The 26,134-nt window shown below is 35.5% G+C and carries 42 protein-coding genes and 1 tRNA gene; 36 read left to right on the top strand and 7 right to left on the bottom strand.

The window, feature by feature from the left end:
• Nucleotides 1-85: 85 nt before the first annotated feature.
• Complete coding sequence (locus tag NsoK4_RS03965) at nt 86-1,480, top strand: hydroxymethylglutaryl-CoA synthase family protein (protein WP_211688361.1); 1,395 nt, start codon at nt 86-88, stop codon at nt 1,478-1,480.
• Nucleotides 1,477-2,031 (top strand): hypothetical protein, encoded by a 555-nt coding sequence (locus NsoK4_RS03960; RefSeq protein ID WP_371816019.1) that lies wholly within the window; start codon nt 1,477-1,479, stop codon nt 2,029-2,031. Before NsoK4_RS03965 ends, NsoK4_RS03960 begins: the two co-directional genes overlap by 4 nt.
• A gap of 4 nt (nt 2,032-2,035) precedes the next feature.
• On the opposite strand, the gene bioD is transcribed toward NsoK4_RS03960, so the two are convergent.
• Complete coding sequence (bioD, locus tag NsoK4_RS03955) at nt 2,036-2,719, bottom strand: dethiobiotin synthase (RefSeq protein WP_211688358.1); 684 nt, start codon at nt 2,717-2,719, stop codon at nt 2,036-2,038.
• A 104-nt stretch (nt 2,720-2,823) separates the two neighbouring features.
• Here bioD and bioA point away from each other — a divergent pair, with 104 nt between their 5' ends.
• From bioA to NsoK4_RS03925, 6 genes are all read left to right on the top strand, one after another.
• Complete coding sequence (gene bioA, locus NsoK4_RS03950) at nt 2,824-4,110, top strand: adenosylmethionine--8-amino-7-oxononanoate transaminase (RefSeq protein WP_249111185.1); 1,287 nt, start codon at nt 2,824-2,826, stop codon at nt 4,108-4,110.
• A 69-nt stretch (nt 4,111-4,179) separates the two neighbouring features.
• A complete protein-coding gene (gene bioB, locus NsoK4_RS03945) occupies nt 4,180-5,160 on the top strand; it encodes a biotin synthase BioB (protein WP_211688354.1) in 981 nt (326 codons plus the stop codon).
• Nucleotides 5,150-6,277 (top strand): pyridoxal phosphate-dependent aminotransferase family protein, encoded by a 1,128-nt coding sequence (locus NsoK4_RS03940; protein WP_211688352.1) that lies wholly within the window; start codon nt 5,150-5,152, stop codon nt 6,275-6,277. Before bioB ends, NsoK4_RS03940 begins: the two co-directional genes overlap by 11 nt.
• Before the next feature lie 218 nt (nt 6,278-6,495).
• Complete coding sequence (locus tag NsoK4_RS03935; RefSeq protein ID WP_211688350.1) at nt 6,496-7,230, top strand: cytochrome c biogenesis CcdA family protein; 735 nt, start codon at nt 6,496-6,498, stop codon at nt 7,228-7,230.
• A 4-nt stretch (nt 7,231-7,234) separates the two neighbouring features.
• Nucleotides 7,235-8,335 carry a redoxin family protein gene (locus tag NsoK4_RS03930; RefSeq protein WP_211688348.1) on the top strand — a complete coding sequence of 367 codons (1,101 nt, stop codon included), beginning with the start codon at nt 7,235-7,237 and terminating at the stop codon, nt 8,333-8,335.
• 94 nt (nt 8,336-8,429) lie between these two features.
• A complete protein-coding gene (locus tag NsoK4_RS03925; protein WP_211688345.1) occupies nt 8,430-9,083 on the top strand; it encodes a Snf7 family protein in 654 nt (217 codons plus the stop codon).
• 11 nt (nt 9,084-9,094) lie between these two features.
• Here NsoK4_RS03925 and NsoK4_RS03920 read toward each other — a convergent pair whose 3' ends face one another.
• Nucleotides 9,095-9,283 carry a hypothetical protein gene (locus NsoK4_RS03920; RefSeq protein ID WP_211688343.1) on the bottom strand — a complete coding sequence of 63 codons (189 nt, stop codon included), beginning with the start codon at nt 9,281-9,283 and terminating at the stop codon, nt 9,095-9,097.
• Between the two features lie 41 nt (nt 9,284-9,324).
• Complete coding sequence (locus tag NsoK4_RS03915) at nt 9,325-9,663, bottom strand: hypothetical protein (RefSeq protein WP_211688340.1); 339 nt, start codon at nt 9,661-9,663, stop codon at nt 9,325-9,327.
• A gap of 33 nt (nt 9,664-9,696) precedes the next feature.
• Here NsoK4_RS03915 and NsoK4_RS03910 point away from each other — a divergent pair, with 33 nt between their 5' ends.
• Nucleotides 9,697-9,921 carry a hypothetical protein gene (locus tag NsoK4_RS03910; RefSeq protein ID WP_211688338.1) on the top strand — a complete coding sequence of 75 codons (225 nt, stop codon included), beginning with the start codon at nt 9,697-9,699 and terminating at the stop codon, nt 9,919-9,921.
• Here the strand turns inward: NsoK4_RS03910 and NsoK4_RS03905 are convergent.
• Nucleotides 9,911-10,327, bottom strand: a complete 417-nt coding sequence (locus NsoK4_RS03905; protein ID WP_211688336.1) for a DUF371 domain-containing protein — start codon at nt 10,325-10,327, stop codon at nt 9,911-9,913. The two genes, NsoK4_RS03910 and NsoK4_RS03905, sit on opposite strands and share 11 nt — an antisense overlap.
• Nucleotides 10,328-10,461: 134 nt before the next feature.
• Here NsoK4_RS03905 and NsoK4_RS03900 point away from each other — a divergent pair, with 134 nt between their 5' ends.
• The 25 genes from NsoK4_RS03900 to NsoK4_RS03780 all read left to right on the top strand — a co-directional run bounded on the left by NsoK4_RS03900 (nt 10,462) and on the right by NsoK4_RS03780 (nt 22,751).
• A complete protein-coding gene (locus tag NsoK4_RS03900) occupies nt 10,462-11,199 on the top strand; it encodes an archaeal proteasome endopeptidase complex subunit alpha (RefSeq protein WP_211688333.1) in 738 nt (245 codons plus the stop codon).
• A 27-nt stretch (nt 11,200-11,226) separates the two neighbouring features.
• Nucleotides 11,227-12,060 (top strand): putative RNA uridine N3 methyltransferase, encoded by an 834-nt coding sequence (locus NsoK4_RS03895; protein ID WP_211688331.1) that lies wholly within the window; start codon nt 11,227-11,229, stop codon nt 12,058-12,060.
• A 200-nt stretch (nt 12,061-12,260) separates the two neighbouring features.
• Complete coding sequence (locus tag NsoK4_RS03890) at nt 12,261-13,253, top strand: 50S ribosomal protein L3 (RefSeq protein WP_211688329.1); 993 nt, start codon at nt 12,261-12,263, stop codon at nt 13,251-13,253.
• On the top strand, nt 13,253-14,065 hold the full coding sequence (gene rplD, locus NsoK4_RS03885; RefSeq protein ID WP_211688326.1) for a 50S ribosomal protein L4: 813 nt from the start codon (nt 13,253-13,255) through the stop codon (nt 14,063-14,065). The genes NsoK4_RS03890 and rplD overlap by 1 nt, the downstream gene beginning before the upstream one ends.
• Complete coding sequence (locus tag NsoK4_RS03880; protein WP_211688324.1) at nt 14,062-14,328, top strand: 50S ribosomal protein L23; 267 nt, start codon at nt 14,062-14,064, stop codon at nt 14,326-14,328. Before rplD ends, NsoK4_RS03880 begins: the two co-directional genes overlap by 4 nt.
• Before the next feature lie 47 nt (nt 14,329-14,375).
• Nucleotides 14,376-14,771, top strand: coding sequence for a 30S ribosomal protein S19 (locus NsoK4_RS03875; protein ID WP_211688322.1), 396 nt, complete (start codon nt 14,376-14,378; stop codon nt 14,769-14,771).
• A 5-nt stretch (nt 14,772-14,776) separates the two neighbouring features.
• Nucleotides 14,777-15,235 (top strand): 50S ribosomal protein L22, encoded by a 459-nt coding sequence (locus NsoK4_RS03870; protein ID WP_211688319.1) that lies wholly within the window; start codon nt 14,777-14,779, stop codon nt 15,233-15,235.
• A 1-nt stretch (nt 15,236) separates the two neighbouring features.
• Entirely contained in the window at nt 15,237-15,992 is a 756-nt protein-coding gene (locus NsoK4_RS03865; RefSeq protein ID WP_211688317.1) for a 30S ribosomal protein S3, read from the top strand.
• On the top strand, nt 15,989-16,192 hold the full coding sequence (rpmC, locus tag NsoK4_RS03860) for a 50S ribosomal protein L29 (RefSeq protein ID WP_211688314.1): 204 nt from the start codon (nt 15,989-15,991) through the stop codon (nt 16,190-16,192). Before NsoK4_RS03865 ends, rpmC begins: the two co-directional genes overlap by 4 nt.
• Complete coding sequence (locus tag NsoK4_RS03855; protein WP_211688312.1) at nt 16,189-16,455, top strand: ribonuclease P protein subunit; 267 nt, start codon at nt 16,189-16,191, stop codon at nt 16,453-16,455. Before rpmC ends, NsoK4_RS03855 begins: the two co-directional genes overlap by 4 nt.
• Nucleotides 16,452-16,775 carry a 30S ribosomal protein S17 gene (locus NsoK4_RS03850; RefSeq protein WP_211688309.1) on the top strand — a complete coding sequence of 108 codons (324 nt, stop codon included), beginning with the start codon at nt 16,452-16,454 and terminating at the stop codon, nt 16,773-16,775. Before NsoK4_RS03855 ends, NsoK4_RS03850 begins: the two co-directional genes overlap by 4 nt.
• The gene (locus NsoK4_RS03845; RefSeq protein WP_211688306.1) at nt 16,775-17,197 is read left to right on the top strand and encodes a 50S ribosomal protein L14; all 423 of its coding nucleotides are present in this window, start codon (nt 16,775-16,777) and stop codon (nt 17,195-17,197) included. Before NsoK4_RS03850 ends, NsoK4_RS03845 begins: the two co-directional genes overlap by 1 nt.
• 1 nt (nt 17,198) lies before the next feature.
• A complete protein-coding gene (gene rplX, locus NsoK4_RS03840) occupies nt 17,199-17,636 on the top strand; it encodes a 50S ribosomal protein L24 (protein ID WP_211688304.1) in 438 nt (145 codons plus the stop codon).
• Nucleotides 17,636-18,352, top strand: coding sequence for a 30S ribosomal protein S4e (locus tag NsoK4_RS03835; RefSeq protein ID WP_211688301.1), 717 nt, complete (start codon nt 17,636-17,638; stop codon nt 18,350-18,352). The genes rplX and NsoK4_RS03835 overlap by 1 nt, the downstream gene beginning before the upstream one ends.
• Nucleotides 18,353-18,356: 4 nt before the next feature.
• Complete coding sequence (locus tag NsoK4_RS03830; RefSeq protein WP_211688298.1) at nt 18,357-18,878, top strand: 50S ribosomal protein L5; 522 nt, start codon at nt 18,357-18,359, stop codon at nt 18,876-18,878.
• Nucleotides 18,878-19,057: a 30S ribosomal protein S14 gene (locus NsoK4_RS03825; RefSeq protein ID WP_012215179.1), complete on the top strand. Its 180-nt coding sequence runs from the start codon at nt 18,878-18,880 to the stop codon at nt 19,055-19,057. Before NsoK4_RS03830 ends, NsoK4_RS03825 begins: the two co-directional genes overlap by 1 nt.
• 6 nt (nt 19,058-19,063) lie before the next feature.
• Entirely contained in the window at nt 19,064-19,456 is a 393-nt protein-coding gene (locus tag NsoK4_RS03820) for a 30S ribosomal protein S8 (RefSeq protein WP_211688296.1), read from the top strand.
• Nucleotides 19,446-20,003 (top strand): 50S ribosomal protein L6, encoded by a 558-nt coding sequence (locus NsoK4_RS03815; RefSeq protein ID WP_211688294.1) that lies wholly within the window; start codon nt 19,446-19,448, stop codon nt 20,001-20,003. Before NsoK4_RS03820 ends, NsoK4_RS03815 begins: the two co-directional genes overlap by 11 nt.
• Before the next feature lie 22 nt (nt 20,004-20,025).
• A complete protein-coding gene (locus tag NsoK4_RS03810; RefSeq protein WP_211688292.1) occupies nt 20,026-20,313 on the top strand; it encodes a hypothetical protein in 288 nt (95 codons plus the stop codon).
• A 72-nt stretch (nt 20,314-20,385) separates the two neighbouring features.
• Nucleotides 20,386-20,459, top strand: a tRNA-Asn gene (locus NsoK4_RS03805).
• Nucleotides 20,460-20,640: 181 nt separating this feature from the next.
• Complete coding sequence (locus NsoK4_RS03800; protein ID WP_211688290.1) at nt 20,641-20,889, top strand: hypothetical protein; 249 nt, start codon at nt 20,641-20,643, stop codon at nt 20,887-20,889.
• Nucleotides 20,890-20,924: 35 nt separating this feature from the next.
• On the top strand, nt 20,925-21,149 hold the full coding sequence (locus tag NsoK4_RS03795) for a hypothetical protein (protein WP_211688288.1): 225 nt from the start codon (nt 20,925-20,927) through the stop codon (nt 21,147-21,149).
• A gap of 126 nt (nt 21,150-21,275) precedes the next feature.
• Nucleotides 21,276-21,719 (top strand): DUF2299 family protein, encoded by a 444-nt coding sequence (locus NsoK4_RS03790; RefSeq protein ID WP_211688286.1) that lies wholly within the window; start codon nt 21,276-21,278, stop codon nt 21,717-21,719.
• Between the two features lie 77 nt (nt 21,720-21,796).
• Nucleotides 21,797-22,510 (top strand): hypothetical protein, encoded by a 714-nt coding sequence (locus NsoK4_RS03785; protein ID WP_211688284.1) that lies wholly within the window; start codon nt 21,797-21,799, stop codon nt 22,508-22,510.
• 82 nt (nt 22,511-22,592) lie between these two features.
• Entirely contained in the window at nt 22,593-22,751 is a 159-nt protein-coding gene (locus tag NsoK4_RS03780) for a hypothetical protein (protein WP_211688281.1), read from the top strand.
• A 516-nt stretch (nt 22,752-23,267) separates the two neighbouring features.
• Here the strand turns inward: NsoK4_RS03780 and NsoK4_RS03775 are convergent.
• A complete protein-coding gene (locus NsoK4_RS03775) occupies nt 23,268-23,927 on the bottom strand; it encodes a hypothetical protein (protein WP_211688279.1) in 660 nt (219 codons plus the stop codon).
• A gap of 438 nt (nt 23,928-24,365) precedes the next feature.
• On the opposite strand from NsoK4_RS03775, the gene NsoK4_RS03770 reads away from it, so the two are divergent.
• Together NsoK4_RS03770 and NsoK4_RS03765 are read left to right on the top strand one after the other, a co-directional pair.
• Complete coding sequence (locus tag NsoK4_RS03770) at nt 24,366-24,851, top strand: DUF4352 domain-containing protein (RefSeq protein ID WP_211688277.1); 486 nt, start codon at nt 24,366-24,368, stop codon at nt 24,849-24,851.
• 103 nt (nt 24,852-24,954) lie between these two features.
• Complete coding sequence (locus tag NsoK4_RS03765; RefSeq protein WP_211688275.1) at nt 24,955-25,326, top strand: hypothetical protein; 372 nt, start codon at nt 24,955-24,957, stop codon at nt 25,324-25,326.
• 82 nt (nt 25,327-25,408) lie between these two features.
• Here the strand turns inward: NsoK4_RS03765 and NsoK4_RS03760 are convergent, their stop codons facing one another.
• Both NsoK4_RS03760 and NsoK4_RS03755 read right to left on the bottom strand, forming a co-directional pair.
• Nucleotides 25,409-25,816, bottom strand: coding sequence for a PPOX class F420-dependent oxidoreductase (locus NsoK4_RS03760; protein ID WP_211688273.1), 408 nt, complete (start codon nt 25,814-25,816; stop codon nt 25,409-25,411).
• Entirely contained in the window at nt 25,809-26,129 is a 321-nt protein-coding gene (locus tag NsoK4_RS03755) for a hypothetical protein (RefSeq protein ID WP_211688270.1), read from the bottom strand. Before NsoK4_RS03755 ends, NsoK4_RS03760 begins: the two co-directional genes overlap by 8 nt.
• Nucleotides 26,130-26,134: the final 5 nt, after the last annotated feature.

Below are 26,134 nucleotides of genomic sequence, written 5' to 3'. Positions count from 1 at the left end.
GAAGCAAAATATCCAAAAAGTTGCCTGGAGAGTAAGATAGAATTAGCTCAATATCCTTTTATGTGAATAGACGGAGGCAAGCTTAATGGCAGCTGGAATTGACGACATTGCAATTTACATACCAAGACTCTACATAGATGCAGCAGATTTTGCAAAGGCAAGAGGGCTAGACCCTGAGAAACTGCAAAAAGGTCTAGGAGTGGTGCAGATGGCAATTGTTGATACAAATCAAGATCCTGCAATTTTAGCTGCAAATGCATGCTTGAAAATTATGCAAAAAAACAAACTATCTCCAGAAGACATAGGTAGACTGTATGTTTCAACTGAATCATCATTTGACGAATCAAAAGCAATGAACTCCTATGTAATTGGAATGTTAGAGCAAGTTTATGGACAAGGGGCATTTGAGCATTGTGGTGGTGTAGAGACAAAATTTGCTTGTGTGAGTGGCTCTTATGCACTATATGACAATACTAATTGGATTAGAGCAGGAGAGGCAGAAGGAAAAAGTGCTCTAGTCGTGGTGTCAGACATTGCAAAATACGACATGGGTTCTAGTGGCGAAATGACGCAAGGTGCAGGAGCTGTTGCAATGCTTCTAAATGACAAACCAAGATTATTGGCATTTGATCCCAAAGTAACATCAACATCAATCAAAGATGAATATGATTTTTACAGACCATTTGGAAAAGAAACGCCAATCGTTCATGGTCAATATTCCAATTTGCTTTACATGATTCAAGTAAGAAAAGCACTGGAAGCATACAAGAAAAAAGTACTGGCTACTGGATTGATGAAGTTAGAATCAGGTGAAACAATTTTGGATCATATTGACTATCTTAACATGCACTTGCCATATAGCAACATGGGTAAAAAAGCATTAGCATATCTTGTAAGACACGAATGGAGACAATTGCCAAGATGGAAGAACATCATTCAGAGTATAGGGATGGAAGAACCAGTTCCAAAAGATCCACGAGGAACAATTGAATCAGTGTTAGGAGACCAAGAGTTCATGGCAAAAGACCACGAATTTACAAAATTGTTTACTAAAACACCAGAGTTCCAAGAAGTTTATGAAGCAAAACTTGCAAGTTCACTAATTGCATCAAAGATGATTGGTAATTTGTATACTGCATCACTATACCTTGGATTTAGAAGTAGTTTGGAATTTGAATATCAAAAAGGAATTGATCTAAATGGAAAGAGAATAGGGTTCGGATCTTATGGAAGTGGAAGTAGTGCAATGGTGTTTAGTGGGTTAGTACAACCAGAATACGAAGAAATTGTAAAGAACATGAATCTTGAAGCAGAGATTGGAGACAGACGAAAACTTACATTAGATGAATATGAGGAACTGCATGAAAACAAACTATCTCCAGAAGAATCAAAACTAAATCCAAAACATGAGTTTGTCTTAGTTAATGTAAAGACAGATGTAGAGTCTAGAGGCGAAAGACGCTACGTATTCAACGAATGATGCAAGAAGAGCCAAATCCAGTAAAGGATTTTCTATTTGAATATATTTCAAAATCAGAGCAAAAAATTCAGAAATTAGTTTCAGAACAAAAATTCTCCGACATCATAAATGACATCATGATGAATTGTTATGATAAAGCAATAGCAATAGAAGAAAAACACAAAGCATTAGGAATTTTAGCAACAGGGATACTTCATTATCTTTTAACAAATGCATTGATCACCAGTCAAAGAAAAATAGAGTGCCAGGGAATCGAATTAGACATTGTAATTCCAGATGTAAAGACATTAGAAAAAGACAGTCAAAAGACGCTTATCATATGCATCCCCAAAACAAACAACAGAGATCAAATTATTCAAAAAATACATCAATTAAAAAAAATCCAATCTGAAACACAGAACATATGGCTAGTATTGTCAGAAAAACAAGATGTTAAGAACAAAACATACATTATTGGGAAAGATGAAAATTCATTTGCAGACATAATTTTTGATATAGCAAAGTTTGTAAATGTTCAGGGTCAAAACAAGTTTAAAATTTTGCGGGTTTAATTTTTCACATTAATGATTTCAAATCAAGATTTTTCTTGAAAATTTTATTTAATGAAAAATCACTCATATCATCTATGAATGGAATCGAACCTAAAACTTTGACATCTGTAAGATTTTGCAAATCTCGTTTTAGTTCTTTGATGTTATAACCATCACCATCAAAATTATTTATGATGATACCTTTGATCTGGATTTTGAATCTCTTACACGCATCTATAGTCATAATCGTATGATTTACCGTTCCAATCTTACTTCTTGTTACAATCACGGTAGGGATTTTCATATCTTTGATCAAATTTACGACATGGTAATCTTTTAGAATAGGAGTCATCACACCTCCCATTCCCTCCACAAGTATGAAATCATGTAGTTTTGAGAGTTTTTTGAAATTTGATAAAACCGTAGAAATTTTGGGTTTTATCTTTAGATTCTTCCATGCAGTGTAAGGCGAGGCAGGTATTGGGAAGAATTGAGGATTGACTAAATTTTCTGGGTCTTTTACTTGTGCGGCATTTGATAAAATCTCAACATCTTCGGATTGAAATCCCTTTTTTTGAGCAGTTCCTGCGGCAAAAGGCTTCATCACACCAACATCATGACCCATCTTTCGAAAAGCAACTGCCAGACCAGAAGCGATGTATGTTTTACCAACATCAGTATCTGTGCCTGCAATGAACAGAGATTTCATGATCTAAGTCAAGGTATTTTATTGATTAATTCTTCGGTTGATTATTAAGTTCAAAAAACACACTAAATCAGTTGAAAAGTTCTGTATGGCACCCAAACACTCAGATGAAAGAATGGAGTTCGTTTGACAAAATAACAAATGCCAAAGGAATGTGGCTAGTTGATTCTAAAGGCAACAAAATGATTGATGCTGTAGCCTCAATGTGGTGCAACGTATGGGGGCATTCAAAGCCAGAACTAGTCAAGGCAATCAACAATCAAACAAAGAAACTCCAGCACTCTTCAATGTTTAACATTACAAATGAGCCTGCTGAAAAACTAGCAGATTCTCTTGTAAAGTTGTCGCCTGGGATGCACAAGGTGTTTTATTCAGACAATGGGTCGTCTGCAATGGAGATTTCATTCAAACTCGCATTACAATATTGGCACAACCTAGGAGAAAAGAAAAAAACAAAGATCATTACATTAGAAAATGGATACCACGGAGACACATTTGGTGCCATGGCAGTAGGATATGTTCCAGAATTTTTTGGTAAATTTAAAAAACAACTATTCTCTACAATACAAATCCCAGTTCCGAACAAATACAGAATTCCAAAAAACTACACACTGTCTGATTATCAAAATTTCTGCTTAGACAAAATTGAAGCACATCTATCAAATGATAACAACATTGCAGCATTTGTAATGGAAAGTGGCGCACAAGTTGCAGGAGGCGTTATAATTTATCCAGAAGATTTCCAGAAAAAAATCAGTAACCTCTGTAAGAAATACAATGTCCTTTTAGTACTTGATGAGATAGCAACAGGATTTGGCCGCCTTGGATCTATGACGGAGTATACAAGTCAAAAAAGTTCACCAGATATTGTGGCATATGGCAAGATGTTAACTGGAGGATACCTAACAATGGCAGCTACCCTTGCAAGTAAGAAAATCTATGATTCATTTTTAGGAGAGTTTAACGATTGGAAACATTTGTTTCATGGTCACACATATACAGGAAACCCCTTGGCAGCTGCTGTTGCAAATGAAAACATCAAATTGTATAAGAAAAATAACTTGATTAAAAAAATTCAGAAAACATCAAAAATATTTGAAAAATACTATGATGAGATTTCACAAATCGATATTGTAGGCGATATCAGGCACAAAGGAATGCTGATGGGAATAGAACTGGTTCAAGACAGGGCCAAAAAAATGCCAATCCACCCAAAAAAATCAATCAACAAGATATTTTATGAAACGGGAAAGAAAAACGGGATTTATCTCAGGACGTTAGGAAATATCGTTATGCTTGTACCTCCATTGGCAATATCTGAGAAGGAGTTAAGCATTCTAATCTCAAAGGCCATTTTGACCATAAAAAATGCCAAAAAACACCTACTGTGTTAACCCCCTTCAGTAACCAAGGTTAACCTTTCCAATATCTTATTTAACGGGAATTTTCTAAAAAATAATCAGATGAGTTCTGCAAAAGAGTTTATCAAAGAATGTCAAGAAAAAGTATTTTCTGGAACGGGCATATCTGCTGAAGACGTACAAAGATTGTTTGAAGTTCCAGATGAGAATATTTCAGATCTTGCAAGAGCAGCAAATGAAATTACACGTGATTTTAATGGAGATAAAGTAGACGTAGAAGAACTAAACAATATCAAGAAAAACGCATGTAGTGAGGATTGTTCATTTTGTGGACAATCTGCATTTTTTGATACAGGTGTTGAAACATACCAATTACCAACACCTGAAGAAGTTGTATCAAGAGCACGGGTAGCAAAACAAGATGGCGCTGAATCATACTGCTTGGTTGCAGCATGGAGAGAGCCATCTCAGAAGGATTTTGAAAAAGTATGCATAATCATTAATGAAATTAATCAAAAAGTAGGAATTAGTGTAGAATGCAGTTTAGGGTTTCTTACACAAGAACAAGCAAAAAAACTAAAACAACTGGGGGTTAAGAGATACAATCACAACTTAGAGACTGCAAAATCAAAATTTGCAGAAATTTGTACAACTCACACCTATGATGATAGAATAAAGACATTAAGAATTGCAAGAGATGCAGGATTGGAGCTCTGTACCGGAGGCATCATAGGACTTGGAGAAACAAGAAAACAAAGACTAGAGCTTACAATAGAACTTGCTGCATTATTTCCCGAAGAAGTCACAATAAACATTTTGGTTCCAATACCTGGAACGCCATTAGAATTACAAACACCATTGCCAAAATCAGAAATAATCAGGATGTTTTCAGTGATCAGATTTTTGCTACCAGAATCCGTGATTAAAATTTCTGGAGGTCGCGAAACCAATTTGGACGATTCAGGAGAAGAATTGTTACAAAGCGGAGCAAACGGAATCATCACATCAGGTTATCTCACAATGGGTGGAAATAATGCAGAAAAAGACATCGAGATGATAAAAAAGATAGGCCTTGAAGCCTAAACTGAAATTCATAGACAAAGAATTAGACCAGATTAAAAGAAACCACCTACACAGAAAACTAAAGTATGTAAAATCAGAGGGATCACATGTTACAATTAATGGAAAAAAACTGCTGAATTTTTGCTCAAATGATTATTTGGGGATACCCTCAAAAAAAACGCAAATAAAGCAAATGCAATCAAGTTCAAGACTTGTTTCAGGAAACGATGAAACGTACAAAAAATTAGAAAAAAAACTTGCAAAACACAAATCGCAACAAGAGTCCCTAGTGTTTCCAACAGGATATATGGCAAATTTGGGAACAATTTCGGCAGTTGCAAAAAAAGGAGACATCATACTTAGTGATAAATTAAATCATGCAAGCATAATTGAATCATGTAAATTATCAGGAGCTAAAATCATAATTTACAATCATAATGATATAGATGATCTGCAAAAAAAACTCAAACAAAATGCAAAAAACAAGTTTGTGATTACAGAAGGAGTGTTTAGCATGGACGGGGATTTTTCAAAATTAGATCAAATAACAGAGGTTGCACAAAAATCAAATGCAATTACGATATTAGATGATGCACATGGAGATTTTGTTTTTGGCAAAGACGGAAAAGGAACAGCAAATCATTACAATGTTTCAAAAAAAATTGACATATACATTAGCAGTCTTAGTAAAGGATTAGGATCTTTTGGCGGATACATTTGTTCACAAAAAAACGTTATTGATTATTGCATAAACAGATCAAAATCATTTATCTATACATCGGCATTGCCATCTTTTTTGATAGATTATTCGCTAAATAAATTAGAATCAAACAGAGAAAAATACAGAAAAAAATTACTATCAAATACAAAGAAACTATCTGACGGGCTAAAACAAATCGGATATGAGATAAAATCACAAAGTCAAATAATTCCACTGATTATCGGAAATGAAAAGAAAGCAATGGAATTTGGCGAATATATATTCAAAAGAGGCATATTTGCACAACCAATCAGATATCCGACTGTTCCAAAAGATCAGGCACGATTAAGAATATCAGTTACATCATGGTTATCAGAAAAAGACATAGATACTGCGTTATCGGTATTTGATAGCGCATCAAATAAATTCAAAATTTGAATGTGTCAAACACACAAAAAAATTATCGGCTCATATCAAATCCGCCAAACATAGGGGATCCTATAAGAACTGCAGCAGTAACAATAATGCCTAAAACAATACCGACTATGACAAATCGTTTATTCATATCAAATTTCAGCATACCCTAGATAAAAACGAAATGCAATTGGGGACAAATTTGGAATAAGCCTTTAATGCAAAATTTGAAGAACCATAGCATGGCAGAAATTACCTTTGCAGTTGCTGCACTAGCAGGATTAGGATCATTTGTTGCGCCATGCATTTTGCCAATGATTCCAGCATTCCTGGCATATATTTCAGGCACCACCTTAACTGAATTAAATCAAGAATCAAGGACAAAAACAATTTCAATTAACCGTGCAAACATTGTTTTAAATTCAATATTTTTTGTACTTGGTTTTTCCGTAGTATTTTCAACATTGGGGGTGATCATCAACAGCGTTCTGTCAAGTTCGGCAGGAGAATTAACCGAAATACTAAACCAAGTGGGAGGAATAGTCATTGTTGGTTTTGGTGTCTTTTTGTTGTTATCTACAAAAATAAACAGATTAAATGTTGAAAAAAAGTTTTTTCCAAAAAGATCAAAGGCTAGTTATCCAATGTCATTTGTATTTGGATTAGCTTTTGCTGCAGGTTGGACTCCTTGTGTTGGTCCTATTTTAGGAACCATACTTACATTGGCTGCAACAACGCCATCAGTTGCATTCAATCTACTTCTTGCATACTCATTAGGATTAGGAATTCCGTTTATTCTAATAGGAGTATTCTACTCAAGGGCAAACAGAGTAATCAGAGCAATGAGTAGACATCTGAAATATTACAATCTAATTTTAGGTGGATTTATCATAATTTTAGGCGTGTTAGTATTTACGAATCAAATTGCATATATTGCAAACTTTCCACTTCTCAACGAATTGTTGTTTTTAGGGTGATCAAATGAAGTCAGAAATTAAAACATCAATTATGTTCGGAGTAGGAATCGTAGTGGCAGTAATTATACTAAGTACTGTGTTTTCATCATTAGATACAAAACCAAGTGCTACAATAATTGAAAATCTAGATGGTACAATAGACAAATCAGGGTTTAAGAAAGCACCAGATCTTGTAGGTATTGCTCATTATCTCAATACAACTCCAGAAAAACTCAAAGAGCAAATGAAAGACAAGGTAATTTTGTATGACATATGGACTTATAGTTGTATTAATTGTGTTAGAACATTACCATACATTACTGCATGGAATGAAAAATATTCTGATGAAGGATTATTGATTATAGGAATACATTCACCAGAATTTGAATTTGAAAAAGATCCAAACAATGTTAAGATGGCAATTGACAAACATGGGATTTCATATCCAGTAGTAATGGATAACGAAATGGAGACATGGAAAGCATTTGAAAATAGATATTGGCCAAGAAAATACATTGCAGATCATGAAGGATACATCAGATATGATCACATAGGGGAAGGGGCATATCAAGAAACAGAAAAAATTATCCAAGAATTGTTAGAAGAGAGAGCACAGTCATTAGGAATGCAAATTGCAACAGATAAAGCACTTGTGAACATTGAAGAGTTCGAACATACTATATTTAGAACGCCAGAACTGTATTTCGGATATAAGTTTGCACAAGGAAGAAATCAATTAGGAAGTGGCGAGGGGTTTGTTAAAGAACAAACAGTGTCATATAATGAACCTGAAAAAATCGATTTACATAAATTCTATCCAATAGGAGATTGGAAAAATCTTCAAGACAGCATGGAGTTAGTTTCAGAAACGGGCAGTATAAAATTACAGTTTAATGCAAAACAAGTCAATATTGTCACGGCAAATTATGGAGAATTGGAGATATTCCTTGACGGAAAACCATTACCATCTCAGCATGCAGGAAAAGACATGCAAACAGGAAATAAAATCACAGTAAGCGAGCCAGGATTATACAACATAATAGAGAGCAATGATTCATCTACTCACGTCTTAGAAATCAAAGTACGCAGCCCAGGATTTCAAATATTCACGTTCACTTTTGGATAATGTAACCATCCCCTTATGTAACCAGAGTGACACACCCTACGGTTACAAACCTGTTTAAAAGAAAATTTTCGAGTCAGAATGAGGAAAGTTAGGTTTGATCAGCAATTCTTGGAACAAAACTGAAAGAGAAAGCATATCTCAAAGAGTAATGGGAAAAGTAAAACCAGACATTCCATTAAAAAATAAAATCGATGTGGCTCAGAAAAAATTACAGTTTCAAATTTCAAAATTAGAAAACATCACCGAAAAATTACAAAAGAAACACGATGGTATTTTTGAAAAAGTTGTAAATGCACAAAAATCTCGAAACAATGCTTACGCTCAAGCGTATGCTGCAGAATTAGTCCAAGTAAGAAAAATGAAAAACATGGTTAATGGTGCAAAACTATCCATGGAACAAATTCAACTTAGATTAAACACAGTGTCAGAACTTGGAGATGTTGTTGTGACACTTAGTCCCTGTATGTCAATAATCAAGGGATTAAGTCCATCATTAAGTAGCATCATGCCAGAGGCAAATGCATCAATGCAAGATTTGTCGCAAATTCTTGGTGATGTAATGAGTGGCTCATCAATGCAAGGAGTAGAACCAATGAACATAGGAGGACATGAAAGTGCTGACACATTAGCAATATTAGAAGAAGCACATTCAGTAATTGCGGGGCAAACAAAAGAACAGATCCCAGATATTCCAGCTAGTCTCAAAAATGAGATTGTTCAAAAGAGAGATTCAGATATCTTCATCTAGTAAAAACAACGTCACTCTAACTCCATTTTTAAAGATTTTAAAAATTCAATATCTTTTTGTAAGTTTTTAATTTCAAATTCTATTATTTCAATCATGGATTCAAACTTTCCTGCATCTACCTGACTTTTTCTTAATTTAATCTGATTCTCCTTTGATTCTATTTTTGATCTAATCATCTCTTTTGCTTGTTCAATTGTCATGAAAAAACCACAATTTTCTACTAGTTTATAGTTTTGAAAAATTATTTTTTCTTTTTGCTTTTTTGAATTAATATTTTCTTTATTCTAGAAATTGTCGGATAGCTATACCCACGTCTTCGATAATTGGCAATCATCATCTTCCAATTTTTGAGCCTCCATTGTGCTTGTTCAGTTGTAACAGAATGGACTTCTTTTTGAATAATACTTTTTCTTCCAACCTTTAATGTTCCAGCATCTTTAGCAGACCATCTATTTTTTGCAAATTTCAAGCCAGTCAAAATTTCATCAACGGGCATTTCTCTGAAATAATCTTTTAGTTTCCTTACTTCCGCATCTGTGGGTTTTTTTGACAATGGCAATTCAACAGTATGTTTTTGCACAATAAATCTAAAATCTAATAGCATAAGAAATTCTTGCTAAAGGAGATTTTACTAAAGATAGTAATTGGTAAAAACAATTTCAGATATAGTCAACAATTCAACCCAACTACAGAGTTTTTGCAGATGGTGTTATACATTCCAAACCCCAAAATAATTGCAGCAAAAGCAGCTAGTGGTACTAAAATGAATATTTTGGTTTTCAAACCCATAAAGCAAGTAAGTAGTATTCCTATAAAATTGTCACAGTTTATTCTATAATAATTACAAATTTTCCTTTCGTTTTTGGATTTCGAAGAAGAGAGACCATTTCACGTGGCAAAACATCAGATGCCTTGTCGCATTTTACAGCCAGTGTTCTGGGACATACAAAGTCGCTTTTTCTTATAACAATATCCTCAGAATGAGTCAATGAAAGATTTTCATGTCCTCTGCCCTCAACAGTAAACTCATACTCATCTACTTTAATTAGAAATGACACCTTTGTTTTAGGATCCTTTAGTTTTTCTTTCATTGCAAGAGGCAAATCAGAACAGCTGGAAGTAGCATTTACTCCAATTATACAATCACCCTGAGGAGTAAGATCTGATTCTTTTGTAATCTCAATTGTTTTTTGATGGTTTGATCTAATATTTTCATGTCCGAAAAAATCTATCTCAAATTGCACGATATTTACCATCAACAGACTCAAATTAATCTTGAGAAACATATTTTGTGATTTGAGACAGGCTCCGATCTTAGCGGAAAGAGATTCAGCATATGGGCAGAGTTTAAATTAAACTTTCAAAGCATTGGAATCAAATGCTTCCTGCACAACAAGGTTACGACAGAGCAATCACGGTATTTTCACCGGACGGTAGATTGTATCAGGTAGAATATGCAATTGAAACAGTAAGAAGAGGCACTGTTGCAGTAGGCATAAAATGTAAAGAAGGGATCGTGATAGCAGTAGAGGAAAAACCAAGAAAACTGCAAATTTCAGAGACTGCTCAAAAGATTTTCCAAATTGATGATCATGTAGGAGTTGCAGCTGCAGGATACATTCCAGATGCAAGAAGTCAGGTAGATAATGCAAGGTTCTTTTCACAAAGCAACAAAATGATTTACGATGAAGCAGTAGAAGTTGAAACGATTGCAAAACATTTGGCTGATCAGTGTCAGCAATTTACACAATATGCAGGAGTAAGACCATTTGGTGTGGCCCTAATATTAGGCGGGGTCATCAATAGCAAACCCCAGTTATTCTTAACAGATCCTAGTGGAACTTACATCTCATATGATGCAATTGCCATTGGCTCAGGTTCTGATCAAGTAACAGACTTTCTAGAAAAAACATACAAGGAAGATCTTTCACTAGAGGATGCATCTGCACTGGCAGCTGCTGGAATTTATTTAGCAAGTGAAGATAAAGAAGGAACAAGCCATATCAGAATGGCACACATAAGATCAGATAGTGGTTTGTTTGAAATTATTTCAGAAAATCAAATTAAAACATATGCAACTACTGCCAAAGAGAAGTATCCACACGATAAAAACTAATTTTTAAATTCTGCGTGAATTATTACATTGAAACTATCTATTGCAATTCCAGAATCATCTTTGTCTGATGAAACCACAAAAATGGATAAAACAAGAAAAATTTCAATTCTTGCAAGAGCGTGTGCAATTTTTAAAATAGATACAATTTATGTTTATCAAGAAGGAAATAACAAAGAAGATGGAAATCTACTTGTAACTATTTTGAAGTATTTAGAAACACCTCAATTTCTCAGAAAGAGACTTTTTCCAAAAATGAATGAATTAAAATTTGCAGGAGTCCTACAACCTCTAAAAATTCCAAGCCACATAACACCTGCAAACCCAAAAAAGATCAACAGAGGAGACATCAGAGAAGGAATAGTAGTTAGCATAAAAGGAAAGAGGTTTGTGGATGTTGGAATAAATCAACTAGTACCATATTTTGGCAAATCTGGAATTGGGAAGAGGACTACAGTTCAATTCAAAGTAGGATATCCAGATTTTTCAGTCAAAGAAATACAACGTAGTGAAATTCCAACGTATTGGGGCTATTCTGTTAAAGAAAGATCAAATTTATTTTCCCTAATGACAGAATGGAAAGGTAACACCATAATTACATCAAGAAAAGGAAAAACGGCTACAAAAGAACAATTATCAAAATACATAAAGACAAACATCCCGACTCTGCTGATTTTTGGATCTCCTGAAAAGGGAGTACATGAAATTCTGGGAGGAAAACTAAAGAACATTCAAAATGCAAAATCATTAAATTTTTTCCCAAACCAGGCAACAGAGACTGTCCGTTTGGAAGAAGCCATCCTAGGCACACTTGCAATCATTAATGCATATAGTATTGGTCAAAATATTGGAAATAATGGTTGAGAGAAAAAATTTTTTGATATTGGCAATAGGATTAGGAGTAGCAGGTGTGGTTTTTGGTGCGATTACAATATGGAATACAGCATCAAGTCTGCTTGAACCATGATCCAAATTAAGAAAATTATTGTTAACCAAGTAAATTTTCAAGGTTAACCACTTCTCACAGGGTTTATTAGACGGTTTTCGATGATTGTGGGTTATCCATGGGACATAGAAAACACAGTCAGCCACGTAGAGGAAGTATGGCATACTATCCAAGAAAACGTGCTCAAAGTATGGAGGCACGAATCAGAGCTTGGCCAAAGCTTGCTTCTGAAGAGCCAAAGATTCTAGCTCATTGTGGTTTCAAAGCAGGGTGTGTTCAAATTGTCAGTATTGATGACAGAGACAAAACACCAAACGCAGGAAAACAACTCGTAAGTCTCGGGACAGTATTAGTAACTCCACCAGTGTTAGTTTTAGGAGTTAGAGGATATTCAAAAGATCACAACGGAAGACATGCAGAATTTGATGTATATGCAGAGGAACTTCCAAAGAACATATCTAAAGAAATTTCTGTAAAAAACAAAGAAGGTGCAATAGATGATGCAGAAAAAAAATTAGGAAAAATTAAAGAGATTTTTGCAATTGTAGCAGTTTCGCCAAGAGACGCAGGATTAGAGCAAAAGAAACCATATGTCTTTGAAGCATCAGTAAGTGGAGGAGACATACAAAAACAATTTGCACATGTAAAAGAATTACTTGGTAAAGAAATTAAGATTGATCAGATTTTTGAAACAGGTGCAAGTGTTGACGTTGCAGCAATTACAAAAGGTAAAGGATGGCAAGGAGTCATTCAAAGAATGGGTGCAAAGAGAAAACAACACAAATCAAGAAAGACTGTAAGAGAACTAGGTTCACTTGGTCCAATTTCACCACAGAACATCATGTACACAGTTCCAAGAGCAGGACAAATGGGATTTCATCAAAGAGTTGAATATGACAAAAGAATCATGATCATAAGCAATACTGAAGAAAATGAAATGAAAATAAATCCCGAAGGAGGTTACAAACACTTTGGTCTTGTCAAAGGGGATTTCATCATTCTAAAAGGTTCAGTTCCTGGAACATATAGAAGACTAATCAAACTGAGAAGTCAAATCAGAAATGCTCCACCCAAAGTAACAAAACCAAATATTTTGGAGGTAGTTGTATAATGAAAACCACAACATTTTCAATTAGCGGTGCAAAAGAAGGAGACATAGAACTCCCACTAGTATTCTCAACACCATTTAGACCAGAGTTAATTCATAAAGCATACACTAATCTAAACTCACACAAATTCCAACCACAGGGAAGACATCCAACTGCAGGTATGGATGTTGTCGCAAGATCAAATGATCCTCCAACAGGTCAAGGCCAATCACGTATTGCCAAGATGAGAGGCGGGGGAGGTGGACGACAAGGTCAGGCAGGAGGAGTAGCATCAGTAAGAGGAGGAAGACAAGCCCATCCACCAATAGTTGACAAAGTCATTCATAAGAAACTAAACAAAAAAGAAAATAAATTAGCACTTTGTTCTGCAATTGCAGCAACAGCATCAAAGAAGTTAGTAGAATCAAGAGGCCACAAGGTCGACAAGATAGAATCATTTCCAATTGTTGTGTCTGATGAGATTGAATCAATCACCAAGGCAACTGAAATTTCTAAAGCATTAGAATCATTGAAGCTAATGGATGACGTTAACAGATTAGAAGCAAGAAAAGCAAGATCAGGAAAGTCATCACTTAGAGGAAGAAGCAAGAAAGTCGGAAAGAGTGTTTTGTTTGTCACAAAAGATTCATCAAAAATTAGCAAAGCATGCGGAACACTTCCAGGAGTAGAAGTAAAAGCAGTAAAAGATCTTAGTGTTTTGGATTTAGCTCCAGGCTCAGACCCCATTAGATTAACAGTATATACAAAATCAGCATTAGATGAAATTGCAAAAATAAAATCAACACATCTGGAGGTAATGGTGAAAGTACAATGAATGTAGATCAAGCAGTTAAAATTATTTTGAAACCATACATCACAGAAAAAACATTTGCAATGGTAGAAAATGAAAGTAAAATTTGTTTTATCGTAGACAGATCAGCAAGTAAACCACAAATTGCAGAAGCTGTTAATGCACTTTACAATCAAAAAGCAATAAGCGTAAACACTGCAAGAACAATTTATGGAAAGAAAGCATTTGTACAGTTTGAAACAACTGAAAAAGCTCGTGACCTCGCAACAAAGATAGGAATGCTATAATATGGACCATAGAACCTCAACAATACAAACAAAGGAGATAATGTAAAATGGTTAAAGAATTTTCATACAGAGGAATCCCACAGGCAGAATTAGAAAATATGTCATTAGAAAAATTATTCCAATTATTCAATTCAAGACAAAGAAGATCACTTACAAGAGGAATTACCGACGGTAAAAGAAAATTAATTGAAGAGATCAAAGCAGCAAAAGCAGGGAAGCTAAAAAATCCAATCAAAACTCATTGTAGAGATTTAATTATCCTGCCATACATGGTAGGCGTTCCAGTAAATGTTTTCTCAGGTAAAGAATTCGTTCCAGTCCACATTAAAACAGAAATGATTGGACATTACTTGGGTGAATATGTAATAACAAACAGAAGAGTCTCACATGGTGCACCAGGTGTAGGAGCATCACGATCCAGTCTCTATGTGCCACTGAAGTGATTGATATGGGAAGATTCGGATACGCATTTCAAAATTATGACGCAACAAAGCATGTTCGCTCTTCATTAAGAGAGAAAGGTATCTCACACAAACATGCACGTGAAGTTGCTGTTGCAATCAAAGGTCTATCAATTGAAAAAGCAAGAGACTATCTCCAAGCAGTAGTCAACAAAGAAAGAGCAATTGCATTTAGAAGATTCAACAACCAAGTAGGACATAGAGCAGATCCTGGAATGATGTCTGGACGATATCCACAAAAAACCGCAAAAGAATTCATCAAGGTTTTAGACAATTTAGAATCAAATGCAGAATACAAAGGAATGGATTTAGATAGATTAAAAATTGTAAATGCAACAGTTCACAAAGGAGTACTAGTAAAAAGATTCATCCCAAGGGCCATGGGAAGAGCAACTCCAAAGAACAACGTCTTAACACATGTAGAGTTGGTGGCTCAGGAGATTTAAAATGTCATCAGTCAAAAATGTAATCAAAGACAATTACAACATGATGTTGCTCAAAGATTATCTCAGAGCAGCAATTAAAGAAGCAGGTTTTTCACATGCTGAGATTTCAAAAACACCAACAGGAACAAGAGTGGCATTACATGTTACAAGACCAGGAATCGTAATCGGAAGAAAAGGTTCAGGAATTAGAGAGTTAACAGACAAACTTGCAACAGACTTTGGATTAAAAAACCCACAAATTTCAGTAGTGGAGATAGACAAGCCGGAATTATCACCAAGTGTGATGTGTAACAGAATGGCATCACATATTGAGCGTGGAACAGCTTTTAGAAGAGCAACAATGTGGACACTAAAGCAAATTATGGAAAACGGTGCAATGGGAGTTCAAATCACAATTTCAGGAAAATTACGAGGTGACCGTTCTGCATTTGAAAAACACACTGCAGGAATTTTGCCAAGAGCAGGCCACCATGCAGAAGTCATTGTAGATGAGGACATCGCACATGTTAAAACACCAATGGGATTAATTGGAATCAGAATCAGAATTGCAAGAAAAGAAAAATTCGTACCAGAATTTGAATTAAAGACTGTGAAACCAAAGAAAGTAAAACAAGTCAAAGATGCAGACACAGGAAAGATGAGAGATGAAACTGAAGCAGAAAGAAAAGCAAGAACAGAATCTGAACAAATTGCATTAGAAGAAGAAAAGATGAAAGAGTTAGAAACACTTGAAGAAGAGGAGGCCAAATTGAAATGAGCAGATTAAGTATGAAAACAATCAGAGCATTAAATGAAAAAGATCTAAAAAGCAAGATTCAAGAAACACGTAGCGAGCTTGCCAAGCTTAGAGTAGATGGGTCTAAAGGTACATTAAGAAAAGAAAGTGGAAAACTAAAACCATTACGACACGACATAGCAAGAATGCTTACAAGATTAAACGAGATGAAGAAGAAATGATCACATCAGAAAATATCACATCACATGAATTGATTGGAATGAATACCGAAGTCACAAACTCATCAAATCCACAAATTATAGGATTAAATGGAAGAATTGTTGATGAAACAAAATCAATGATCAGAATCAACACAGTAAACGGAATCAAGTCAATTGCAAAGACAAGTTCAGATTTTAAATTCAACATAGACAGTAAAGAAATAATTGTAAAAGGATCCAACATTGCAAAAAGATCATTTGACAGATTGGGAGGAAAAGCATGACTAAAAACATTGGATTGAAAGTAAAAGAGCCATCAAGAGAATGCACAGACATACACTGCCCATTCCACGGAAGATTATCAATCAGAGGAAAACTGTTTGACGGTAAAGTAACCAGCGACAAAGCAAGACAAACAATCACATTACAAAAAGAACTACCAGTTTACTTTAGTAAATTTAAGAGATATGCAAGAAGCAAGAATACAATTCATGCCCACGTACCTGAATGTATCGATGTAGAATCAGGAGATCATGTCCTTACTGCAGAATGCAGACCAATCTCAAAATCAGTATCATATGTAGTAGTGGAGGTTAAAGCATAATGGCAAAGCAAGCAGGCAAAGGCGTAGAAGAATTTAGACCATACGTCACAAGATCAATCCCTGTAGGCGCCAACATAGTTTGTGCAGATAACACAGGTGCAAAAATTTTAGAAATCGTCATGGTTCAAAAGCACAAAACAAGAGTATCAAGACTTCCAGCAGCAGCAGTTGGCGATTTTTGTAACGTAGTAGTAAAGAAAGGACCTGCAGAATTAAGAAAACAAGTTTATGGTGCAGTAATTATTAGACAAAAATATCCAGTTCGCAGACTAAACGGTGTAAGAGTTGCCTTTGAAGATAACGCAGCTGTTTTGATTACCCCAGAAGGAGAAGTCAAAGGAACAGACATCAAAGGACCAGTAGCAGCAGAAGCTTCAGAAAAATGGCCAAGAGTAGCTAACTTGGCATCAATGGTGGTATGAAATGAAACCAACTAAGATGAGAAACAGTCAGATTTATCGTGCCACATACAACACTAAAAGCAACCAGCTTAAAAGCCAGTTATCAGAAGAGTTAAGAAAAAAATATTCAAAGAAAAACGTTAGAGTTGTTGAAGGAGACAGTGTAAAAATTATTCGTGGGGAGTTCAAAGGTGTTGATGGAAAGATTGCAAAAGTGTCAACAGAAAAAAACAGCGTAGCAATTGAAGGAGTAAAAAAAGAAAAGACAAAAGGAGACAAATTTGATGTATATATTCACACTTCAAATCTCCAAATAACAGGATTAAACACAGATGATAAGTGGAGAATTACAAAACTAGAAGGTAAAAACCCAGCTAAACAACAAAAGGAAACACCAAAACAAGAAACACCTAAAGAAACAAAAGTAGAGACAAAAGAAAAGAAAGAGGATGATAGTTAATGGTAAGTATTTCAGGTAGTAAAAAACTCAAAAGGCAAATGGCCCCACAGTTTTGGGGGATTACAAGAAAAGACAAAAGATTTGTCATCACAGTTAGACCAGGACCACACAAAAAGGCATATTCTGTTCCAACAGCAGTGTTTCTCAGAGATATGTTAAAGATTGTAACAAGTCTAAGAGAAGCTAAAGCATCAATATACTCCGGAAAAGTAAAGATTGACGGAGTGGTTAGAAAATCACTTCATCATGCAATTGGATTAATGGATGTTGTAGAGTTAGAAAACGTGTCAGATGTATACAGATTAGTTCCAATGGAAGGAAAATTACTGAAACCCTTAAAGATCAATGAATCAGAAAAATCAAAGAAACTAGTCAGAGTCACAAGCAAATCAACCATCAGTAAAGGAAGAATGCAAATAGGATTTCATGACGGTCGTTCGACAATCTCAGACACACAAGTAAGTATTGGAGATACATGTTTAATTCAAATCCCTGATCAAAAAATTATCGATGTAATTAAACTAGAAGCAGGGTGTCAAGCGTTAGTAACAAGAGGAATTAACGCAGGACAAATCGGCAAGGTTGAATCAATGGAAGAAGGTTCGTTTATCCTCCCAAAAAGAGCAGCACTAGTTTTAGGAGATAGAAAAATCGAAATTCCAGCTGACATCATCATGGCAATTGGTAAAGAGGAGCCAGTAATTCAGATAAAGTGATCACATGTCCCAAGTAACAGAATCCCCAATGAAGAAAATCAGACTAGAGAAAGTCGTTCTCAACATGGGCGTAGGAAAGTCAGGCGATGTCATCGATGTGGCAAAGAAAGCTCTGGATCAAATTTCAGGTAAAAAATCATGTGCCAGAGAAGCTAAAGAAACACAAAGGGATTGGGGTGTAAGAAAAGGAGAGCCAATAGGTGTCGCAGTCACAGTGAGAGGAGAAGATGCAAAAGAATTGTTAAAAAGATTGTTTGAAGCTAAAGGGAATCAAGTAAATGGAAAAGCATTTGACAATTTTGGAAATTATTCGTTTGGAATTAGAGAACATATCGACATTCCAGGAGTAAAATACGATCCACAAATTGGAATTTTAGGATTAGGAATATCAGTTACACTAACAAGACCAGGATATGGAATTAGAAGAAGGAGTAAACACAAAGCAAGTGTTGGAAAGAAGCACATTATCAGCAAACAAGAAGCAAAAGATTATCTAACAAAAGAATTTGGAGTGACTGTAGTATAATGGCAAAAGATAGATCATATGAATTTACAGGAAGAAAAAAGCACGATTTTGGAAGAGGTTCCAGATGGTGTAAAAGATGCGGTGATTATACAGCTGTTATTCAGAAATATGACCTCATGATATGCAGACGATGCTTCAGAGAAGTAGCAACATCTTTAGGATTCAGGAAAAATCGGTGATAAGATATGCCAGCAACTAACGTTTTAGCAAACCTGTTCAACACACTATACAACAATGAATCAAGAAGAAAAGGAGATTGTACCATATTGCCAACATCAAAACTAGGAATTGAAGTTCTAAAAACATTGCAGAAAGATGGGTATATTGGAGAGTTTGAACACATAGACGATAAAAGAGGAGGAAAATTCAAAATCAAATTGCTTGCAAAAATTACAAAATGCGGAGCAATCTCACCACGATTCAAAGTAAAAAACGATCAATACAACAGTTGGGAACAGCAATATTTGCCAGCATATAACCGAGGAATGCTGCTTGTTACGACAAACCAAGGCGTAATGTCCCATCATGAAGCAGTAAACAAAGGACTAGGAGGATTTTTGATAGGATATGTCTACTGAGCAAGTTGAAAAATTTGAAGACGTTGTGGAAATTCCAGAAGGAGTCACAATTACACAAAAAAAACACATGTTACAATTTCAAGGACCACTAGGAAAAACTCACAAGAGTTTTAGAAACATTCCAGTAGACATTGAAATAAAAGATAACAAAGTACAGCTAAAAGCAATCGGTAGAAGAAAGAGAGATTATTCAATACTACATACTTCAAGATCAATCATCAGAAACATCTGCGAAGGTCTTATCGAAGGATATACAATTAAAATGAAAGTTGTTTTTGCACACTTTCCAATCACAGTAAAAGTTGAAGGCAAAACAGTCCTAATTGAAAACTTCCAAGGTGAAAGAGCACCACGAACTACAAAAATAGTAGGCAATACCAAAGTAGTTCCAAAAGGTGAAGACATAATATTAACAGGAGAAGTATGGACAGACATTACACAAACAGCTGCCAACATAGAATTACATACCAAAGTTAAAGACAAAGACCACAGAGTATTCTTAGACGGCATTTATGTCTATGAGAAGAAAAAAGGTATTGAAAAATAGTATAAAATTTTGAGAATTTTCAATGACTTTAGACCCTGAGTTTACAAAACAAACAACTGAGTTAATCACACAGACACTTGAATTGTACAAAACAGCAGGTGCATCACCTCGAGTAGGACAAACATGGGATTGTCAAAATGTCGGAGACTTTCTATGCGGTTTTTTTGTTGGGGAAATGGTAGGTTCTGCACTTAGTGCATTTCAAGTCGTACATCAAAGAGAACCAACAGCAGATGAACATCTAGAAATTATAGAGTTAGTAGAGAAATATTCAAAAGACATCAAAGAGTTTTTTGCAAAATTTAACTGAGAAGATTTAGACTTTGGTCTAAAACACATAGACGCAAGGATTAAATCACTTCCTTCAAGGAACAAATCTGTTGCCGCCCTAGCTCAGCGTGGTAGAGCATCCGACTGTTAATCGGACGGTCGTCAGTTCAAGTCTGATGGGCGGCGCTTTTATATTTCTAAATTCGAGTTTTGAAACACATTAGTCCAAACACAGTAATGAAAAATAATGGATATTTCTAAATTCGAGTTTTGAAACATTGATCGGTTGAAACAATTTGGTTTACTCTATTAGACAAAACAGATCTAATAGATGATCGCAGATATTCAATAATGCAGGAGGTTTACATTGGTCAGGACTAGAAGGGCCAACAGATATTGTGTTGATTGCGGGGCAAGGTTGGTGTATTATCCAAGATTATCAAACCCAAAAGCACCTAACGAACACAGAGTCTTAGTGTATGCATGCCCAGATTGTACTGACGACTTTGAAAAACCAAAAATGTTTTCAATAAAAAGAAACCAAGTAGAAGATCCGCTAGAAACAGTAGAAATAGAGATAACACAACTTCAAAAAAAGATGGCAACAAGCAAATGAATGAAATTTATTGATTATCAAAGAGAAGAAGAACAATGTATCCAGAAAAACCAAGGAGTAATGCATGGTTTCTTTTGCCAATATTTCTTGGATTAATAGGTGGAGTAATTGCATATTTTATTTTAAGAAATGAGGATCCAAAAAAAGCAAAAAATTGCTTATATCTTGGAATTGTTTTGGCAGTAATTGGAATATTTATGAATATTTTAATTGCAACCCAACTGCCAGTTTTTGAAGACGGGTTCAACGTCAACATTTGAAAACACAGATTTGCAGGCATAGATTTACAATATTTCTAAATTCGAGTTTTGAAACATAGATAATTTACACCATAAAACAATTAGAAGATTTAGAATCATATAGTACCTCTGGTAAAGCCACACAATATGAGCAAAATGAGAGACAACGTAGAAAGATGGTTGATTCACGAAAGCCTCTCATTTAACGAAGTGAAAAACCCAGAAAACAGTTTTCACATTCTTGTAAAGCATGCAGGGCAATTTGGAATACCCATAGAAATTTTTGAGCCAAAAGCCCAACCAGGAGTGTTAGTTGTTGGTGCCAAAGTCGTAATGAAAAATAACCAGATTGCAAGGTACTTGGGGTTTAATGAGGATGAAAAAGCAAAATTTGAGAAAAAAGTAGGAGATTTTTGCTATTCCATACAAGCAATCAACAAAATACTAGTGGAAGATGGCAAACAGAAAGTAGGAGTGTATGTCGTATTAGATGACAAAGCAGACATAAACCAGCAGACGTTTTTTGATGCAATTGACAGAGTCTCAGAAATGCATGAAAAAACAGCAAGGTTTTTGATGAAGACATTTTAGATAAAATAACAATTGATGAATTAGCGATCATCATAATTTCATAAATAATTATATTGCAACAATATTTCAAAAAAACAATGACTAAAACAATAATAGCAATAGCATTAGCTGCGATCATGGTTGTTGGGACACTAGGTTTCAACCCAGGAGTGTTTGCAGCCAATGGAAATGCTAATGAAGCAAGCCCGGCAAACGGTGGGGTCTCAAATGGACTTCCATTCACAAACTTGCAAGAACAAATTGATGCAATTAATGCTGAAATAGACACACTAACTGCAGATAATGATGCAAATATTGCAGCATTACAGGCACAGATTGATGCAATTAATGCTGAAATAGATGCATTGAGTTCAGATGTTGAAGCAAATGCAGATGCAATTGATGCACTTGAAGAAGATGTTGCAACATTAAACAGTATCCTAGGTACTGATTGTGGAACTAATGCAATTCGTGCCATTCAAGCAGATGGCTCAGTATTATGCATCAGCGTTAATGAGGCAGAAACCACTGCAAGAATCATAGTGTCGGGCCCCACAGTATGGGTTGATGATACTGGTGTATCTTATCCAATTAAAGATACAGCAACAGCAACATGTCCAGCAACATGGGCTTTATCTGGTGGAGGTTTTGATGGATTGGTATTAGGCGAGTTTTCCCATATCGGTCCACATATACAATCCAGTATGGCCTCAGGAAATTCATGGGTTGTTGAAGCTAGGGCTTTCTCAGATCCTGCTTCTCATGGATGGGAACATTTCCGTGCAGTTGCACAATGCATTAAGGTTTTCTAACCTTTTTTCTTTTTTATTTTAAAAAATAGATAATTTATCAATTCTACGCGGGTCTTATATTCAAAATTCACATATTCAATTCATGAAACAAAAAGCTTCAAAATCAGCCAAATCAAGAGAAGTAACCATTTCAGCTGCAGAATTATCAAGATTTGGCATGGGTGTAATGAGCAGAGCCCTAAAAGTAGTAAATACTGCCAAAAAAGGCAAGATTACCATTAGACTTGAAAAAGAACAGTGAGTAGTTTGTGTCATTTCGAAGAGGGGTTTTCCCTCTTCTTGCACAGTTTTTGCCCAAAAACCCCTCTCTTTTAGATAACAATGTTCGTTCAAAAAAACATACAGATGGATAATACAGAAATTTCACACATCAACACATGCAAAAAATTATGTTGCAGATGGATTTTGAATCAATCATCAATCAAGCTAATCAATTTTTGGAAAAAATAATCATCGGAACTATGGATATGTTAAACAGATCAACAGAGTCATTATCATCAATGTTCTAATTCAAAAAAGGGTAATTTTTCAAAATCATGCCTAGGCGTTAAACCCCCCATGAATTTTAGTCATATTAGGCACAATATCATTTTTTCAAAATCATGTGTTTTGAGGGGGGGTTTAACATTTGTGCCTAGATATAAAATGCAACCGTCAAACCACCAAGGTCTCCCAGATAAACATGGGTCAAGTTTCAAAGTCGTGCGTAAAAGCTAAACCCCATAATGTATGGTCAGAAAATAAAGAAAAAGAAGGATTAAGGAACTACAGCTGCGATATTTTCAACACAGACATGTAAGTTGCCATCACCATCAATTGCACCACGTAGATCAAAGTCAACAAGTGCACCTGCGATGTTTCCAGTATTCCAAGTTTCGGACGTGCCAGAAATTGAGCTTATGAGTGATTGACTCGAAGGAACACCTTCAACAGTAATAGATTGTGCATCTATTGTCAATTGAGATGTTGCTTCTTCCCATGAGAGATTTGCAACCTCTAATGCAGGATATCCAACACCAACATTTGGATTGCATGTGCCGGTTGTTTCTGGTGCAAGATCTACCATATGAGTATGCCATTCAGGACCACAAAATCCAGCAGTAACTAATCCTTGATTACACACATCAAAAGTTACATGTTTGTTAGGATGTGTTTGTCCTTCACTGTCATAGACTCCTTTGTGAGACGTAACAACTACTAATGTACCATCAGTTAAAACACCATATCCACCAAAGTCATTACCAAGTGTGTCAATGGTTCCTGGAGATACATCAAAAGTTACAGAATCGATTGCGGTTCCAGTAACATCCAGATTGCCACCAGTAAGACTAGTAATGGCAGATGCCAGAGGACTTGCAAACATCAATACTGCAAAAGTTGCTGTAATTGTTGCTCCTAAGAGAATTTTTCTATTCATTGACACATGTCCTAAAAATGAGAAATAAAAGATTAACTGTGCGTATTATGCAATTATGACAAGCATACTTGATCGCAAAAATACAATAATTTTGTACTAAAATCAATCAACAACAGACAATGCAAACAGTATAGGAAATGCAATAATTCCAAAAATTGCAACGATTTTGATGTAATCTTTTCTATCTAATGGCTTGAATCTTCCCATAATACCCCTACCCTTTTGACATATTTTTAATTCAATTGGTAATTTCCCAACAAAATTCCAAAAAGGAACCCACAAAATAACCAAAATTCCGGCCTTTTTATGATATATTCAGTCGTATACTAGTCAAGATTCAGGCCCAGCCCTCTCTCTTGTGCATCATGCACGGGCCTGAAGCTTACTTTTTTCTGAATTTACGCTTCAACTATATACCAATTTTTCAGTATTTTACCCATGGCACGAATGGGTTTGGTCATAGTAATTGGTGCAATAATCATCTCCATGGGGGTTGCAATATACGCATATACACTATACCAGACAAATTATGTGACAGCAGTTGCAGGAGAGCCAATAACTGTCGGTCCCATAGAATATGTCATAACATTTGATGGTACACATAACGGAAACAAGGATACAAAACCAGAAAACATCTTTGTGAAGATAAGGATAAATGCAAAAAACATCAGCAATGAGGAAATCAGGATATCAGGCGGACAGTTTATCCTGATTGATGAAAAATTAAGAAAGCATGAAGCAGTTTATGGTGCATTTTCTGCAGAAGACTTGTTAGAGGACTACCTAGAGCCAAACAAGCCAGTTAGTTGGACAACACAGTTTGATATCCCATATGATGAACAAGAACAGCTAAATGTAACAATAAAACCGCTAAAACCGCAAGCAACAGTTGATGTTGGAAGTGTTTGCATTGCAAATTGTTGATCGATAAATTTCTAAAAAACAAAAAATGTGTCAAATTATTCTATTGTTGACGCAATATTGTATGACTTTTACCATATAACATCTATAATTTTTGCAAATCTGTATGGCAATATCCAAAGCCAAACGAGCTGAGGCAGCTAAGAAAGCAGCAAGAACTCGAAAGAGAAATGCAGCTAAGAAAGCAGCTGAAGCCGCAAAAGCAGCAGCTACTCGAAAGAGAAGAGCCGCAGCTAAGAGAGCAGCCGCAACTCGAAAAGGTGCAACAAAACGTGCAGCACCAAAGAGAAAAACTGCAGCTAAGAAAGCAGCTCCAAAGAGAAAGGCAGCAAAACGCAAAGCCGCTCCAAAGAGAAAAACTGCAGCTAAGAAAGCAGCTCCAAAGAGAAAGGCAGCAAAACGCAAAGCCGCTCCAAAGAGAAAAACTGCAGCTAAGAAAGCAGCTCCAAAGAGAAAGGCAGCAAAACGTCGACGTTAAGCTGCCTTTACCATCTTTTTTCGAGACTTGACAGTATCAAAATAAAATGTTTCTAAATTCGAGTTTAGAAATATGTTTAATTTTACTCGTCATTCATTTTAAGTTCAGGCAAAACAAAAACACGTTCTGGTTTGATTTTCAAAATAATTCTTTTTTCATTTTCTCTTTTGAAAGGATAGTGTTCACGTCCCATGTATTGTTGCGTTAGTCTGTCAGCATGTTTGTAATCATAGTCTGGAATTAATTCAACAACCTTTCCACGAATTGTTGTCATGTCAAGAGGGTTGTCTTTTGAGACAACTGAAACTGCAACGCGAGGATCACGCAAAACGTTTTTGTGTTTTATCCTTCCTTCAGCAGTATTTACCAAAATATGTTCATCTTCAAAATCTGCCCACACAGGGGAGAGTTGTGGTGAGCCATCTTTCATCAAGGTTGCAATGTAAACTAGATTTTTTCCCAAAAACAAATTTTTGGCTTTTTCATCCATATTGTTCGTCTCTCCAAATTGTTTCTAGTTGTTCAATCCTTGTAATAATTTCAAGTGCTTTTTGGTTGTCTTTTTCTTGCATTGCAACTGAAAAATCATATCCAAGTTTGATCGCCTCTGGAGTCAAGTCCTTAATGGAGTTCAAGTCACGTCCTTCAAGCCTAATTCTCTCACCAATTGCACACAATTTCCAATTATCAGACAGATCCTGATGACTATGATCAAGGTTTTCTCGAACTCGTTGACGCCAACCAGTCAACTTCATCTGTTCGATGAGTTGTTCTGTCTTCTGGCTGTAAAATACACGAACCATGTCTT

This window comes from Nitrosopumilus sp. K4, assembly GCF_018128925.1.
Lineage (GTDB): Archaea > Thermoproteota > Nitrososphaeria > Nitrososphaerales > Nitrosopumilaceae > HKST03.
The sequence above is the reverse complement of the archived record's forward strand: the minus strand, read 5'-3'. Positions and strand labels throughout refer to the sequence as shown.

Excerpts from the sequence above, each read along its gene's own strand:
- NsoK4_RS03820 (WP_211688296.1), top strand. The coding sequence starts at position 19,064 with ATGCCAGCAACTAACGTTTTAGCAAACCTGTTCAACACACTATACAAC.
- NsoK4_RS03760 (WP_211688273.1), bottom strand. The coding sequence starts at position 25,816 with ATGGATGAAAAAGCCAAAAATTTGTTTTTGGGAAAAAATCTAGTTTAC.
- NsoK4_RS03880 (WP_211688324.1), top strand. The coding sequence starts at position 14,062 with ATGAATGTAGATCAAGCAGTTAAAATTATTTTGAAACCATACATCACA.
- NsoK4_RS03815 (WP_211688294.1), top strand. The coding sequence starts at position 19,446 with ATGTCTACTGAGCAAGTTGAAAAATTTGAAGACGTTGTGGAAATTCCA.
- NsoK4_RS03930 (WP_211688348.1), top strand. The coding sequence starts at position 7,235 with ATGAAGTCAGAAATTAAAACATCAATTATGTTCGGAGTAGGAATCGTA.
- NsoK4_RS03765 (WP_211688275.1), top strand. The coding sequence starts at position 24,955 with ATGGCAATATCCAAAGCCAAACGAGCTGAGGCAGCTAAGAAAGCAGCA.
- NsoK4_RS03935 (WP_211688350.1), top strand. The coding sequence starts at position 6,496 with ATGGCAGAAATTACCTTTGCAGTTGCTGCACTAGCAGGATTAGGATCA.
- NsoK4_RS03865 (WP_211688317.1), top strand. The coding sequence starts at position 15,237 with ATGTCATCAGTCAAAAATGTAATCAAAGACAATTACAACATGATGTTG.
- NsoK4_RS03825 (WP_012215179.1), top strand. The coding sequence starts at position 18,878 with ATGGCAAAAGATAGATCATATGAATTTACAGGAAGAAAAAAGCACGAT.
- bioA (WP_249111185.1), top strand. The coding sequence starts at position 2,824 with ATGAAAGAATGGAGTTCGTTTGACAAAATAACAAATGCCAAAGGAATG.
- NsoK4_RS03810 (WP_211688292.1), top strand. The coding sequence starts at position 20,026 with ATGACTTTAGACCCTGAGTTTACAAAACAAACAACTGAGTTAATCACA.
- NsoK4_RS03845 (WP_211688306.1), top strand. The coding sequence starts at position 16,775 with ATGGCAAAGCAAGCAGGCAAAGGCGTAGAAGAATTTAGACCATACGTC.
- NsoK4_RS03870 (WP_211688319.1), top strand. The coding sequence starts at position 14,777 with ATGGGAAGATTCGGATACGCATTTCAAAATTATGACGCAACAAAGCAT.
- NsoK4_RS03785 (WP_211688284.1), top strand. The coding sequence starts at position 21,797 with ATGACTAAAACAATAATAGCAATAGCATTAGCTGCGATCATGGTTGTT.
- bioB (WP_211688354.1), top strand. The coding sequence starts at position 4,180 with ATGAGTTCTGCAAAAGAGTTTATCAAAGAATGTCAAGAAAAAGTATTT.
- NsoK4_RS03830 (WP_211688298.1), top strand. The coding sequence starts at position 18,357 with ATGTCCCAAGTAACAGAATCCCCAATGAAGAAAATCAGACTAGAGAAA.
- NsoK4_RS03790 (WP_211688286.1), top strand. The coding sequence starts at position 21,276 with ATGAGCAAAATGAGAGACAACGTAGAAAGATGGTTGATTCACGAAAGC.
- NsoK4_RS03835 (WP_211688301.1), top strand. The coding sequence starts at position 17,636 with ATGGTAAGTATTTCAGGTAGTAAAAAACTCAAAAGGCAAATGGCCCCA.
- NsoK4_RS03875 (WP_211688322.1), top strand. The coding sequence starts at position 14,376 with ATGGTTAAAGAATTTTCATACAGAGGAATCCCACAGGCAGAATTAGAA.
- NsoK4_RS03965 (WP_211688361.1), top strand. The coding sequence starts at position 86 with ATGGCAGCTGGAATTGACGACATTGCAATTTACATACCAAGACTCTAC.
- NsoK4_RS03855 (WP_211688312.1), top strand. The coding sequence starts at position 16,189 with ATGATCACATCAGAAAATATCACATCACATGAATTGATTGGAATGAAT.
- NsoK4_RS03850 (WP_211688309.1), top strand. The coding sequence starts at position 16,452 with ATGACTAAAAACATTGGATTGAAAGTAAAAGAGCCATCAAGAGAATGC.
- NsoK4_RS03900 (WP_211688333.1), top strand. The coding sequence starts at position 10,462 with ATGCTTCCTGCACAACAAGGTTACGACAGAGCAATCACGGTATTTTCA.
- NsoK4_RS03755 (WP_211688270.1), bottom strand. The coding sequence starts at position 26,129 with ATGGTTCGTGTATTTTACAGCCAGAAGACAGAACAACTCATCGAACAG.
- rplD (WP_211688326.1), top strand. The coding sequence starts at position 13,253 with ATGAAAACCACAACATTTTCAATTAGCGGTGCAAAAGAAGGAGACATA.
- NsoK4_RS03890 (WP_211688329.1), top strand. The coding sequence starts at position 12,261 with ATGGGACATAGAAAACACAGTCAGCCACGTAGAGGAAGTATGGCATAC.
- NsoK4_RS03960 (WP_371816019.1), top strand. The coding sequence starts at position 1,477 with ATGATGCAAGAAGAGCCAAATCCAGTAAAGGATTTTCTATTTGAATAT.
- NsoK4_RS03775 (WP_211688279.1), bottom strand. The coding sequence starts at position 23,927 with ATGAATAGAAAAATTCTCTTAGGAGCAACAATTACAGCAACTTTTGCA.
- NsoK4_RS03770 (WP_211688277.1), top strand. The coding sequence starts at position 24,366 with ATGGCACGAATGGGTTTGGTCATAGTAATTGGTGCAATAATCATCTCC.
- NsoK4_RS03795 (WP_211688288.1), top strand. The coding sequence starts at position 20,925 with ATGTATCCAGAAAAACCAAGGAGTAATGCATGGTTTCTTTTGCCAATA.
- bioD (WP_211688358.1), bottom strand. The coding sequence starts at position 2,719 with ATGAAATCTCTGTTCATTGCAGGCACAGATACTGATGTTGGTAAAACA.
- NsoK4_RS03780 (WP_211688281.1), top strand. The coding sequence starts at position 22,593 with ATGAAACAAAAAGCTTCAAAATCAGCCAAATCAAGAGAAGTAACCATT.
- rplX (WP_211688304.1), top strand. The coding sequence starts at position 17,199 with ATGAAACCAACTAAGATGAGAAACAGTCAGATTTATCGTGCCACATAC.
- NsoK4_RS03920 (WP_211688343.1), bottom strand. The coding sequence starts at position 9,283 with ATGACAATTGAACAAGCAAAAGAGATGATTAGATCAAAAATAGAATCA.
- rpmC (WP_211688314.1), top strand. The coding sequence starts at position 15,989 with ATGAGCAGATTAAGTATGAAAACAATCAGAGCATTAAATGAAAAAGAT.